Raw genomic sequence first — 12,405 nt, forward strand, 5'->3', positions numbered from 1 at the left:
CGCCGGTACCGCAACCGGCCCTCGGGCGGGCCGCGGCGCGGTCGGGCGTCAGGCCGGAGCGACGTCGCGCCCGGCGAACGGCCCGTGAAAAGATCGGGGCATCATGAGCACCCCTACCGGAACCCGCCGGATCTTCTCCGGCGTGCAGCCCACCTCCGACTCGCTTCACCTCGGCAATGCCCTGGGCGCGGTGGCCCAATGGGTGGGCCTGCAGGACGGGTACGAGGCGTTCTTCTGCGTCGTCGACCTGCACGCCATCACCATTCCGCAGGATCCCGAAGCATTGCGGCGCCGCACCCTGATCACCGCGGCCCAGTACCTGGCGCTGGGCATCGACCCGAACAGCGCCACCATCTTCGTGCAGAGCCACGTGCCCGCCCACAGCCAACTCGCGTGGGTGTTGGGCTGCTTCACCGGTTTCGGCCAGGCCTCCCGGATGACGCAGTTCAAGGACAAGTCGACCAAGCAGGGTGCCGACTCCACCACCGTCGGCCTGTTCACCTACCCGGTGCTGCAGGCCGCCGACGTGTTGGCCTACGACACCGATCTGGTGCCGGTGGGGGAGGACCAGCGCCAGCACCTGGAGCTGGCGCGCGACATCGCGCAGCGGTTCAACAGTCGCTTCCCGGACACCTTCGTGGTCCCCGACGTGCTGATCCCCAAGGTCACCGCCAAGATCTATGACCTGCAGGACCCGACGTCGAAGATGAGCAAGTCGGCGTCCACCGACGCCGGGCTGATCAGTCTCCTCGACGATCCGGCCAAGTCCGCCAAGAAGATTCGCTCGGCGGTCACCGACAGCGAGCGCGAGATCCGCTATGACCCGGTGGCCAAGGCCGGGGTGTCGAACCTGCTCAGCATTCAGTCGGCGGTCACCGGAGTAACGATCGACACCCTGGTCGAGGGCTATGCCGGCCGTGGCTACGGCGACCTGAAAAAAGACACCGCCGAGGCCGTCGTCGAATACATCGGCCCGATCAGGGCCCGGGTGCAGGAACTGACGGCCGATCCCGCCGAGCTGGAGGCCGTGCTCGCGGCCGGCGCGCAGCGCGCCAACGATGTAGCCAGCAAAACGCTGCAGCGAGTCTACGATCGGTTGGGTTTCCTTCCGCAAAGGCAATAGGTTGGCTCAAGGCGAGCAGGATGAGCAGGTCAACAACCCGTCGGTGCGGTGCATTCGGCAGCTGGCACCCTCGCTGCGCCGGCGCCCGCCGAGCCGATCAAAACGGCACTGAATCTGCTTGGAATACCCGAGCTTTCAGTGTTCCCCTGGGTCTTGCGAACCGTCACGGTGCTGATATCTTTCCTGGTGTCGTGGCTGGTCGTCAGCTGGGTCATCGTTCGATTACCGCGGGAGTCGGTTGATGTGTCCACCTCGATGCGGGCCGGCCTGATGGCGGCCGTCGGGTTCGAGTTGTTCGAACCGGTGGGCTCGGTGTACCCGAGGATGGTGCTGCGCAGCGCGGCGGCGGCGACGTTCGGGCCGTTGCTGGGGCGACTCGTCTTCGCTTACCTCACCTGGGTGCTGGTGCTCTGCAGCACCCCTTGGGCGGCGCCCACGACGGGTGCGGCATGACCGAGTTGACGGACAAGCCGGGCCGCCTGGAGAGGCTGCGCCGCCGCCATCCCTGGCTCGACCACATGCTGCGCGCTTACCAGCGTTTCGCGGCACAGAAGGGCACGTTCTTCGCAGCCGGCCTGACGTACTACACGATATTCGCGTTGTTCCCCTTGCTGATGGTGAGTTTCGCGGCCGCCGGATACGTTCTGGCCAGTCGTCCGGAGTTACTGAAGACGATCGACGGCCGTATCCGGTCCGCGGTCGCGGGCGAGCTCGGACAGCAGCTGGTTGACCTGATCAATTCGGCGATCGATGCGCGCGCATCGGTCGGCGTGATCGGGCTGGCCACGGCGGCCTGGGCCGGCCTGGGCTGGATGTGGCACCTGCGCGAAGCGCTGAGCGAAATGTGGGAACAGCACGTCGAACCGGACGGCTACGTGCGTACCAAGCTCTCCGATCTGGGTGCCATGGTGGGGACCTTCTTGGTCATCATGGCCACCGTCCTGCTGAGCGCGCTGGGACAGAAGCGACCGATGGCGGCGGTCCTGCGATGGCTTCACATACCGGATTATTCGGTGTTCGACGAGATCTTCCGGGGTGTCTCAGTCCTGGTCTCGGTGCTGGTGACCTGGCTGTTGTTCACCTGGATGATCGCCCGGCTACCGCGGGAGTCGGTGCGTTTCACGACTTCGGTACGGGCTGGGCTGATGGCGGCGCTGGGTTTCGAGGTCTTCAAGCAGGTGGGTTCGATCTACCTGCAGACGGTGGTCCGCAGCCCGGCAGGCGCGGCGTTCGGGCCGGTGCTGGGATTGATGGTCTTCGCTTTCGTGACCTGGTCGCTGGTGCTGTTCGCCACCGCGTGGGCGGCAACGTCGGCGCCGGAGGATCCGAAGGACAAGCATGTCGACCCGCCGCCGCCGGCGGTCATCAGTCCGCGGATCCTGGTGGAAGAAGGGCTGCGGCCACGCCAGACCGTGGCCGCTATGGCGGCGGGAGCTGTTGGGGCGCTGACACTTTCGCGTTTGTTCAGACGCCGTCGCTAACCGGCCGGTTCGGTCTGCGGTGGTGCGGTGAACCCGCCGCCCTGTTCCCTGACGGACCTGAAGTCGTCGATCACCTCCGATGGTGACTCCAAGGAAAGACGGGTCCACACCGGTGACGGGGCAGCCCGGCCCTGATGTGACCTGCAGGACAGATCACCGGTACGGGCGCCGAAGGTGAACTTCGAGAAAAAGCCGCTGCGGATGGTGACGTCTTTGCTGACACTGTTCGCTGACGGGTATGTCGCTGACCGGCCGGCGAGAATCGGGAGGACGCTATGTCGTTTGTGGTTGCCACGCCGGGGGTGATGGCGGTATCGGCGACGAAGTTGGAGGACATCGGCGCTGCGCTGAACGACGCCGGAGCCAGGGCTGCGGACACGATTATCCGAGTGACTGCCGCTGGCGAGGACGAGGTTTCGACGGCCATTGCGTCGGTTTTCTCCGAGTACGCACTGGCCTACCGGGGTGTGAGCGCCCAGGTTGCTGCGTTTCATGCCCAGTTCGTTCGGGCCGCGGCGTTTGCTGCAGACGCATATGCGGCCGCCGATGCCGAGTTCCGTGCCTGGCTCCTCGCCCGGCAAGCGGCTCGAGTCTCGCTGGCAAGCCCCCAGCCGGACCTCAACGACACCAGCCCGGCCGGGGGCGGCGGCTAGCAGACACCCGGCGGATCGACAAGTCCGGCGGGCTGGTCATCGTCGAGATCCGGTTGCCAAGCCCCCTTGACCATCACGGCCTGCACCCGGAAGTCCGCTTGCAGCACAACAAGATCCGCGTCGAAGCCGGAGCGGATGGCGCCCACCCGGGCAAGTCCGAGCGCCCGGGCCGGGGTGGTCGCGGTGACCCGCACCGCGGAGCCCAGTCCCGCGCTGCCGGCAACCGATCGGAAGAGCTGATCCATGGTCGCCAGGCTGCCCGCGATGGTCGAGGTGCCGCGCACGGTGGCCACTCCGCCGGCGGCCACGACGGGCACCGCCCCCAGGAGATACTCACCGTCCCCGCACCCGGCCGCCGCGGTCGCATCGGTGATCACGGCCACGCGGTTCGGGCCGGCCCACTGCAGCGCCGCCTGCACCACGTCGGGGTGGAGGTGCACGCCGTCGGCGATCAGTTCGATCGTCACCTCCGGGTGCCGCAGCAGCGCCAGCGCCGGTCCGGGTTCGCGGTGACCCATCGGCGGCATGGCGTTGAACAGATGGGTGCCGACGGTGGCGCCCAGGGCTAGTGCGCGCTGGGTCTGTTCATACGTTGCGTCGGTGTGACCGATGGCGACAACGACACCCGCGTCCAGGAAGCGCCGGATCGCGTCGGCGCTGCCCGGTAGTTCCGGCGCCAGGGTGACCATCCGGATGGTGCCGTCGGCCGCGGCGAGTACGGCATCGATCTCGCCGGGATCCGGCGGGCGGATCTGGGTGTGGTCGTGGGCGCCGCAGCGCGCCACACTCAGCCACGGTCCCTCCAGATGGATGCCGGCGACCACGCCCTGCCTGGTCGCCTCGGCCAGCAGGCGGACGGCGGCCAACAAGTCGGCGGGAGCGCTGGTAACCAGGCTGGCCAGGGTGGTGGTGGTGCCGCGTCGCCGGTGAAACCGTGCGGCCGCAACCGGAGCGTCGCCGAACGACGCGCCACCGCCGCCGTGCACGTGCATGTCGATAAATCCAGGCGCCACAATAGAATTCGGCAATGTGACGTCGACTGGCGCGGGTGGCGCACCGGTGCCGCAAGCAACGATTTGCCGTCCGTCGATCCGCACCCAGCCCGGGCGGCAGACCTCGTCGTCGACGACGACGGTGCCGGCCTGGATCAGTGTCACGAGGCTTCGGTGGGCCAGCGGCCACCGTTCTCCCAGAACTGCCGGATGTCCTCGAGTTGGCGGCCTTTGGTTTCCGGTGCGAAGCGATACACCACCCAGAACGCGAGTACCGAGAAGGCGCCGAACATCGCGAAAACCCCTGCACCACCGAGAAGATGCAACGCGGTGAGGAAGAAGCCGGCGACGATCGCATTCGCTGTGAGGTTCGAGGTGAGCATCACGCTGGAGCCCTTTGAGCGCAGGTGCGAGGGGAAGCTCTCACCGGCGAACACCCACACCAGAGAGCCGAACCCGAAGCTGAATCCGATGATGAACAGCAGTATGCCGCCGAACCCGAGTACCAGCGCACCTGAAGCGTTGGGATCTCGGGCAAAGACGGCGATCAGTACCACGTCGGCGGCGATCATCATCGCTATGCCGGACAACAGGATCGGGCGGCGGCCCACCCGGTCCACCAAAAACAGCGACGTGCACACCGCCGCCAACCCAGCCACCTGAACCAGCGCCGGCAACGCCAGCAACGCGAAGTAGCCCTGAAACCCCATGGCCGCGAACAGACGTGGACTGTAATACACGATGGCGTTGATCCCGGTGATCTGCACGAGAAAGCCGAGCGTCACCACGAACAGCGTGGCCCGAAGATAGGGCGGCCGCACCATCTCCCGAAAGCCGCCGGTGCCGCCGCGGTCCTCGGCGAGCGCAGTGGCGATGTCGGCCAGCGCGGCGTCCACGGTGGACTCGGGTTCCAAGCGAAGCAGGGCGCGGCGTGCGTCGTCGGTGCGGCCTCGCAGCAGGTACCAGCGTGCGGTGTCAGGCATTCGCGCCAGCAGTGGCAGGAGCAGTGTGGCGGGTACGGCGGCCAACCCCAGCATGGCGCGCCAGCTCTCGTATTCGGCCAGGAAGTAGCCGGTCAGGTAACCCAGTATCAGGCCGCTGATCGTCGCCAGCTGATAGCCGGCGAGCAGCGAACCCCGCACCGCGGCCGGCGCCGACTCGGCCACATACACCGGGACAACCACGACCGAGATTCCGATGGTCACCCCGAGCAGCAGACGCGCGCCCAGCAGCATGGGCAGCGAGACGGCACCGGCTCCCAGCACGGCGAACAGGGCGTAGCCGATGAGGATCAGCACCATCGTCTTCTTGCGCCCGATCGTATCGGCGAGCACCCCGGCGCCCAGCGCGCCGCCGATCTGGCCGATGACGACGGTGGTGGTGACCAGCTCCTGCTGGCGCGTGGTGAGGTCGAACTCCTTCGTGATGAACAGCAGTGCGCCCGCGATGCTGGACAGGTCGTAACCGTAGATGACTCCGACGCTGGCCGCGGTCAGCCCGACCAGCAAACCCCGCGCGATCAGACTTTCACCTTGGTTCTGAGTATCTTGATGACCTGTTCCGGACGCTCGGGAGTGATGCACGCTCTCACCCGACGGCCCACGTCGATCACCAGCAGGGTGGATTTGCGGCCGCGGCGGGCGTCGAGCGGAAACCAGTAGCGCGGATCGCTCGCACCCCAGATCCGGCCCTTTCCGGACGCCCAGCCCATCTGTTCACTCTTGATGCCCTGAATGTCGGAGTAGGCGATCCGCTTGGCGTTGGCAAAGGGAAAGTAGTAACGCTTGATGGTGATTCCGTCCTCGTCCAGTGTGAGTCCGGCGTCGTCGTACAGGGCGGTCATCCGGCAGATTGTAATGCTTGTCGCGGCTGTCGCCGGTCGTTCATCAGGTGCGAAGTGCGCGCGAGACGCGGCCGGGCAGAGCTGCCGTCGCCGCCCGCACAAACGGAACCCGGGGCGGTCTCGCTGCCCGGTGCCCGGGGGCTGGCCCGGTCACCTTGCCGTGCAGGCTGTTTCGGTCACTTCCGGCTGCAGATCGGTCCTGCTCGCGTCGCGGCCCGGATTGGATCAGAGGATTGTTTTGCCTGGTCAACGGCAATAAACTCGTCGCCATGGCAGCGCTGGTGCCTGGGGCTCAAACCGAGCCTTTCGGGCGCCTACTTTCCCAGGGCAGCTTTTACACCGCCGGGATGCAACTCAGCAACGGCGCGGTGGTACTGCCCTACATCAGCGCGCATCTGGGGATCACCTGGGTGGCCGCTCTGCTGTTCCCGGCATACGGACTCGGGTCGATCGTGGGAAACTCATTGTCGCCGGTGGTGCTGCAGCGGGCTGGTCAGATGCGCCACCTGCTGCTGGCCGCGATTGCGGCCAGCGCTGCCGCGCTCTTCATCTGCGACGTGGTCGTTCCGTGGGATGGTGCCCTGGTAGGCGCGGTTTTTCTGGTGACGAGTGCGGGTGGGGGAGTGGTCGTTGCGATCTCGAGCGTCGCATACACCGACATGATCGCCAGCAAACTGTGCGCGGTGCGCCGGGGCGAACTGCTGCTTATTCAAGGCGCGATCGGGTCGGTGCTGGCCACCGTCGTCGCGCTGCTGGTGGTGCCGGCGCTGGCCCGCGGCGACGAGATGGCGTTGCATCGTGACCTGCTGTGGCTGGGTGCCGCGGGACTTGTCGCCTCCGCTGTCGCGGCGCTGTTCGTCGGTCCCATGCGGGCCAACTCGATCCCGGCCCGTCTGTCGTTGTGTGACGTTTACCGGCAGGGCTTTGCGATCGCGCGATCGCAGCCGTGGTTCCGCCAGTTTGCGATCACCTACCTGTTGTTCGCTCCGGTCGCCCTCGGCACCACCTTTTACACCTTGCGTGTCGCCCACCGCACCGGCAGTCTGAACCTGCTTGTGATCCTTTCCAGCGTCGCGCTCATCTTCGGTTCGGCGCTGTGGCGCAAGATCAACGCCCGCTTCGGCGTGCGCGGCATGTTGCTCGGTAGCGCAATGCTGAGCGCGGCGGCAGCACTGTGGTGCATCGCCGCCCAATCATGCGGACTGTGGAACCATCTGTGGGCCTACGGCACAGTGTTCTTTATGGCGACGATCGCCGCCCAAGCCGTCCTCGTGGCGGCCATGTCGTGGATCAGCATCGTGGCCCCAGGACAACACCGAGGCACGCTGATCGGGTTCTGCTCGACGTTGGTGGCGGTCGAGTCGGCGATGCTGGGCGGGGTTCTCGGCGGCATCGCGCAGCAACGCTCGGACACCTGGCCGGACTTCGTCGTCCTGACCCTGTCGCTGCTGGCCGCTGTGTCGGCTATCGGCGCGCCGGGGTCCGAGGCCCAGCGATAGCCGGCGTCGTAGCTTGCCGTCTCATGGCGCGGGCGGGCGCGGTGACCGGTCGGTGGGTGCCAGCAGCAGCGCCCGCACCAGGCGCCGGGGTCCGTGCGGCCGAAGCATCTGGCTGGCCGGCCGCGGGCGCACCCGTTGCGGCCACCAGAACCAGCGGCCGAGCAACGCGGCGATCGACGGCGTCATGAAAGAGCGCACGATCAGGGTGTCGAACAGCAACCCCAAGCCGATCGTGGTGCCGATCTGCCCGATGATCCGCAGATCGCTGAAGACGAACAGCGACATGGTCACGGCGAACACCATGCCGGCGGCCGTCACCACCCCGCCGGTGCCGGCCATGGCGCGGATGATGCCGGTGTTCAAACCGGCGCCGATCTCTTCTTTGAGCCGCGAGACGAGCAGCAGGTTGTAGTCCGACCCGACGGCAAGCAGCAGGATCACCGACATCGCCAGGACCAGCCAGTACAGGTCGACGCCGAGGAGGTCCTGCCAGACAAGCACGGACAGGCCGAACGAGGAACCCATGGACACCAGCACCGTTCCGACGATGACCGCGGCGGCGATGACACTGCGGGTGACGATCATCATGATGATCACGATGAGGCTGATCGCGGCCACCCCGGCGATCAACAGGTCGTAGACGGCTGCCTCCTGAATGTCCTTGAATGTGGCCGCAGTGCCGCCCAGGGCGACCAGTGCACCCTGCAGAGGTGTTCCTTTCAACGCCTCGGCCGCAGCCTGCTTGATCGGCCCGACGCGGGAAATGCCGGCGGGCGTCGCCGGGTCACCGTCCAGCGCGATGATGAATCGGGCGGCTTTTCCGTCCGGCGACAGGAACATCTTCAAGCCCCGTTTGAAATCGGGATTCTCAAATGCCGACTGCGGCAGATAAAACGAGTCGTCGATCTGGGCCGCGTCGAAGACCCGGCCCATCGCGCCGGGGTCCTTGCTGTTGATCTCGGACTGTTTGTAGAACGATTCCAAGGTCCCGTGCCAGACCACCAGCATGTCCCGCATGATGGTCATCGTGGAAATCATGGGTGGAATCTGCTCGCGCATTTGTGGCAGCAGCGTGACCAGAATATCCATGTCCTTGACCAGATATTCAAGCTTCTCACTCAGCTGGTCGACACTGTCGAACATGTCGAATATCTGTCGGATCGACCAGCAGGCGGGTATATCGAAACAGTGCCGTTCCCAATAAAAGTAATTGCGAACCGGCCGAAAGAAATCTTCAAAATTCGCCAATTTGTCGCGCAGCGTATCCGTGATACTAGACATATCGTGGGTGAGGTGATCCATATCGACGGTGTTGTCGATGACCTGGCCCATGAGGTCATACATGTGGTGCATCACTTCGATGGACAGATCCATCGCCTGTTCCTGCACCACCATATCGTTCAGCCGGTCCTTCATGAACTGCATGTTCTCGGCGTTGTTGACACCTTGCATGCTGATGATGAACGGGATCGAGGTGTGCTTCATGGACGTCCCCAAGGGCCGGGTAATGGATTTCACCTGGGCGATTCCGGGGCTGTGAAAGACGGCTTTGGCGACCTTGTCGAGCACCAGCATGTCCACCGGATTGCGCATGTCCCGGTCGGATTCGATCAACAACACCTCGGGATTCAGTCGCGCCTGTTGAAAGTGGCGTCCCGCCGCCGCGTCCCCGACATTGGACGGCATGTTGGCTGGCATGAACTTGCGGAGGTCGTAGGTGGTGCGATAGCTGGGCAGGGCCAGCAGGCCGATGAACGCGACGATGCAGGTGGCGGCGAGCACCGGGCCGGGCCAACGCACGATCGCGGTCCCCACCCGGCGCCAGCGGCGGGTCTTCATCCTGCGTTTGGGTTCGAACAGGCCCAGCAGACTGCCGATGGTCAGGACGGCGGGACCGAGGGTGACCGCGGCGAGGACCGCGACGAGCATGCCCACGGCACAGGGGGCGCCGAGCGATTGAAAGTAGGGAAGGCGGGCGAAGCTCAGGCAGTACATGGCACCGGCAATGGTCAGGCCCGAGCCCAGAATCACGTGTGTGGTTCCGTGGAACATGGTGAAATACGCCGTTTCGCGGTCCTGTCCCGCGTAGCGCGCCTCGTGGTAGCGGCCGAGCATGAATATCGCGTAATCGGTGCTGGCCGCGATTGCCAGGAGGGTCAGCAGATTGACCGCCAGGGTGGAGAGTCCGAAAATGTGGTGATAGGCCAGAAAGGCGACGACTCCCCGAATTGCGCCGAGATTGATGCCGACCATGATGAGGACCAAGATCATGGTGACGACGGACCGATAAATAAGAAGCAGCATCGCCGCGATCACCAGGCTGGTGATCAGGGTGACCCGTGCGATGCTCTGGTCGCCGGCTTCCGCTTGATCAGCATTCAACGCAGTCGGACCGGTGACGTATGCCTTGATCCCGCGCGGTGGTGGAATGCTTTCCACGCTATGCCGGACCACGTGCACCGAATCGTATGCGGCTGTTTCGCCGCTGCCAACGAGATACACGACGACGTATGCGGCCTTGTCGTCCGGACTCTGTGATCCCGCTGCCGTCAGCGGGTCTCCCCAAAAATCCTGGATGTGGGCGACGTGGCGGGTGTCGGCGGAAAGTTTGTCGATCACGGCTTTGTAAAAACGGTGAGCATCGTCGCCGAGCGGTTTGCCGGACTCCAGCACAATGGTGACGGCGTAATCGGAATCGAACTCGTGAAACAACTGACCCACGCGCTTGATCGTCTGGATCGAGTCCGAGTCGACGGGACTCATCGAGACCGAACGGGCCTTTCCAACCACTTCCAATTGCGGTATCGCAAGGTTGACGACCGCGGTCAGCCCCAGCCACAGCAGCGTGATGAGCACCGCGAACCGGCGGATCATTCGGGACAGGAGCGGGGCGGAGTCCGGTGTCTCTTCTGTTCGCGTCATGCCGAGGTCACCTGGCAGAAGGTCAACGCTTTCGGGCCCGTCTCCGATCGCTCGTCTTTGACCGTGCCGTTCACCAGGATTCGGCAGCCGATCTGGTCACTGCCGCTCTGCGCCAGCAGGTTGACGGTGACCGCCGGAAGGGGCGTCTCGACGGTCTGCGACCAGGGCAGCGGCGTGTCGGCAAGCCGTTGCACCCTGGCGTCCGGGTCCAGGTAGGCGATCTTTGCCGTCGGTGCGGGGCCGAAAACCTCGTAGGTCACGCGTTTGGGGGCGAACTGCGGGAGGTCGTCGTCGGCCGCGATCCTGATCGGGGGGAGCGACTGTACGCGGAGCATGGTGTGCAGGCGATAGATCCCGAGCGCCGCCACGACGACCACGATCAGGACGGCGAGCAGTAGCCACGTTCGTCTCAGAACGCGGGTGATCGAAAACGTCCGCTGTCGTGCGTTCATCCGCGGCGAACGTACACCTCAAAGGGCTGCTAGAGCGGAAATTTGAGGCATTCGTTACCAAGCGCCGCGAAAGTGGCGGCCATTGCGGGCAAACAACGAGCGATACAGCGGGTCTCAGTGCTGTGCGCGGCCGTTCATCGAGCGCGCCACCAGGATCAATCCGAACACGATCACGGTGCCGATGACGGCTACGCCGACGCGTATCGGCAGCGAGTCCGCCGAGGACATCAGACCTGCGGCCTGGTTGCTGTCGGGTGCCCGACTGGCCGGACTCTCCTTGGTCACCAGCGAAGGGTCGGGCTCGATCAGCGAGCCCACCTGGGTGCCCTGAGCGGTGCTGAACCCATAATCGAGCAGGTGTGCGGCCTGCTCCCACGGAGCGATCGGCTGGCGGGTGCCGTGTAACAGCACCGCCATCAGGCGCCGGCCGTTGCGATTGGCCGCGCCCACGAAGGTCTGACCGGCGTCGTCGGTGTAGCCCGTCTTGCCGCCCATCGCTCCCGGGTAGTGGTAGAGCAACTGGTTGTCGTTCTCCAGTTCGTAGCCGGGATGGTCGCCGTGGCCGGGGAAGTCGAAGGTGCGGGTCGCAACGATGTCGGCGAAGACGGGGTTGCGCCAGGCGTACCGGTAGAACAGCCCGATGTCGTAGGCCGAGGTGCTCATGCCGGGGCCGTCCAGCCCGGACGGCGTGGCGACCCGGGTGTCCCGGCCGCCCAGCTTGGTGGCCAGCACGTTGAGCTTCTCCAGTGCCTGCTGCATGCCTCCGAGTTGCATGGCCAGCGCGTGGGCGGCGTCGTTGCCGGAGTGCATCAGCAGGCCGTGCAGCAACTGGTTGATGGTGTAGGTGCCGCCGGCGTCCACGCCGACCTTGGTGCCCTCGGCGGCCGCGTCGTCGTCGGTTCCCGGGACGGCCTTGTTCTGGCTGAACGCGTTGATGGACGCCATTGCGACCAGGACCTTGATGATGCTGGCGGGGCGGTGCCGGCCGTGCGGATCACGGGCGGCGATGACGGCGCCGCTGTCGAGGTCCGCGACCAGCCACGCCTCGGCGGAGATGTCGCCGGGCACCGGGGGAGTGTCGGGCGCGGCCACGATGCCGCAACTGCTCAGCGCATTGCCGCCTACCGGAGTCGGCGGCAGGGCCAGCGGCAGTGGCGGTTCGCCGGCGCGGGGTACCTCGGAGGAGTCGACCGCCGGTGGGGTGTTGATCTTGTAGGGGCAGTTGGCGGCCTGTGGATTCACTTCGGCGCTGGGCTCGGCGTTGGCCGGCGCGCCTGACCCGCTGATCGCGAAAACCGCTGCGGCCAGGCACGACGCTGCGCGTAAAGAGGTCCGTGTGAAGGGCATCGCTGAGCAGATTAGGGGATCGGCGCGCCGATCGCCGGACGCCGCGCTGTGACTGGTGTAGCGGAAGTTGCATACCCGAGGCGTCAGTATTTG

At 65.7% G+C, this 12,405-nt stretch carries 10 protein-coding genes and 1 pseudogene; 5 read left to right on the forward strand and 6 right to left on the reverse strand.

The window, feature by feature from the left end; genetic code table 11:
• Positions 1–103 precede the first annotated feature (103 nt).
• From trpS to JX552_RS06690, 4 genes are all read left to right on the forward strand, one after another.
• Positions 104–1,123, forward strand: coding sequence for a tryptophan--tRNA ligase (gene trpS / locus JX552_RS06675; protein ID WP_205876633.1), 1,020 nt, complete (start codon positions 104–106; stop codon positions 1,121–1,123).
• Between the two features lie 48 nt (positions 1,124–1,171).
• Positions 1,172–1,576, forward strand: coding sequence for a YhjD/YihY/BrkB family envelope integrity protein (locus JX552_RS06680; RefSeq protein WP_205876634.1), 405 nt, complete (start codon positions 1,172–1,174; stop codon positions 1,574–1,576).
• Positions 1,573–2,604 (forward strand): inner membrane protein YhjD, encoded by a 1,032-nt coding sequence (gene yhjD, locus JX552_RS06685; RefSeq protein ID WP_205876635.1) that lies wholly within the window; start codon positions 1,573–1,575, stop codon positions 2,602–2,604. Before JX552_RS06680 ends, yhjD begins: the two co-directional genes overlap by 4 nt.
• 275 nt (positions 2,605–2,879) lie before the next feature.
• Positions 2,880–3,257: a PE family protein gene (locus tag JX552_RS06690; RefSeq protein WP_205876636.1), complete on the forward strand. Its 378-nt coding sequence runs from the start codon at positions 2,880–2,882 to the stop codon at positions 3,255–3,257.
• On the opposite strand, the gene nagA is transcribed toward JX552_RS06690, so the two are convergent.
• The 3 genes from nagA to JX552_RS06705 are packed head-to-tail and all read right to left on the reverse strand — an operon-like array spanning position 3,254 to position 6,092.
• A complete protein-coding gene (gene nagA, locus JX552_RS06695; protein ID WP_205876637.1) occupies positions 3,254–4,414 on the reverse strand; it encodes an N-acetylglucosamine-6-phosphate deacetylase in 1,161 nt (386 codons plus the stop codon). The two genes, JX552_RS06690 and nagA, sit on opposite strands and share 4 nt — an antisense overlap.
• On the reverse strand, positions 4,411–5,769 hold the full coding sequence (locus tag JX552_RS06700) for a sugar porter family MFS transporter (RefSeq protein ID WP_205878280.1): 1,359 nt from the start codon (positions 5,767–5,769) through the stop codon (positions 4,411–4,413). Before JX552_RS06700 ends, nagA begins: the two co-directional genes overlap by 4 nt.
• A complete protein-coding gene (locus tag JX552_RS06705) occupies positions 5,769–6,092 on the reverse strand; it encodes a hypothetical protein (protein ID WP_205876638.1) in 324 nt (107 codons plus the stop codon). The genes JX552_RS06700 and JX552_RS06705 overlap by 1 nt, the downstream gene beginning before the upstream one ends.
• 269 nt (positions 6,093–6,361) lie before the next feature.
• Here JX552_RS06705 and JX552_RS06710 point away from each other — a divergent pair.
• Positions 6,362–7,570 (forward strand): annotated as a pseudogene (locus JX552_RS06710) (MFS transporter); the annotation flags it as partial.
• A 42-nt stretch (positions 7,571–7,612) separates the two neighbouring features.
• On the opposite strand, the gene JX552_RS06715 reads toward JX552_RS06710, so the two are convergent.
• The 3 genes from JX552_RS06715 to dacB1 all read right to left on the reverse strand — a co-directional run bounded on the left by JX552_RS06715 (position 7,613) and on the right by dacB1 (position 12,312).
• Positions 7,613–10,513, reverse strand: a complete 2,901-nt coding sequence (locus JX552_RS06715; RefSeq protein WP_205876640.1) for an MMPL/RND family transporter — start codon at positions 10,511–10,513, stop codon at positions 7,613–7,615.
• A complete protein-coding gene (locus JX552_RS06720) occupies positions 10,510–10,965 on the reverse strand; it encodes an MmpS family transport accessory protein (RefSeq protein WP_205876641.1) in 456 nt (151 codons plus the stop codon). Before JX552_RS06720 ends, JX552_RS06715 begins: the two co-directional genes overlap by 4 nt.
• A gap of 114 nt (positions 10,966–11,079) precedes the next feature.
• Entirely contained in the window at positions 11,080–12,312 is a 1,233-nt protein-coding gene (gene dacB1 / locus JX552_RS06725; RefSeq protein WP_205876642.1) for a D-alanyl-D-alanine carboxypeptidase DacB1, read from the reverse strand.
• Between the last annotated feature and the right edge of the window lie 93 nt (positions 12,313–12,405).

Source organism: Mycobacterium gordonae, from assembly GCF_017086405.1.
GTDB classification, from domain to species: domain Bacteria; phylum Actinomycetota; class Actinomycetes; order Mycobacteriales; family Mycobacteriaceae; genus Mycobacterium; species Mycobacterium gordonae_D.

Excerpts from the sequence above, each read along its gene's own strand:
- trpS (WP_205876633.1), top strand. The coding sequence starts at position 104 with ATGAGCACCCCTACCGGAACCCGCCGGATCTTCTCCGGCGTGCAGCCC.
- yhjD (WP_205876635.1), top strand. The coding sequence starts at position 1,573 with ATGACCGAGTTGACGGACAAGCCGGGCCGCCTGGAGAGGCTGCGCCGC.
- JX552_RS06690 (WP_205876636.1), top strand. The coding sequence starts at position 2,880 with ATGTCGTTTGTGGTTGCCACGCCGGGGGTGATGGCGGTATCGGCGACG.
- JX552_RS06705 (WP_205876638.1), bottom strand. The coding sequence starts at position 6,092 with ATGACCGCCCTGTACGACGACGCCGGACTCACACTGGACGAGGACGGA.
- JX552_RS06715 (WP_205876640.1), bottom strand. The coding sequence starts at position 10,513 with ATGACGCGAACAGAAGAGACACCGGACTCCGCCCCGCTCCTGTCCCGA.
- JX552_RS06720 (WP_205876641.1), bottom strand. The coding sequence starts at position 10,965 with ATGAACGCACGACAGCGGACGTTTTCGATCACCCGCGTTCTGAGACGA.
- dacB1 (WP_205876642.1), bottom strand. The coding sequence starts at position 12,312 with ATGCCCTTCACACGGACCTCTTTACGCGCAGCGTCGTGCCTGGCCGCA.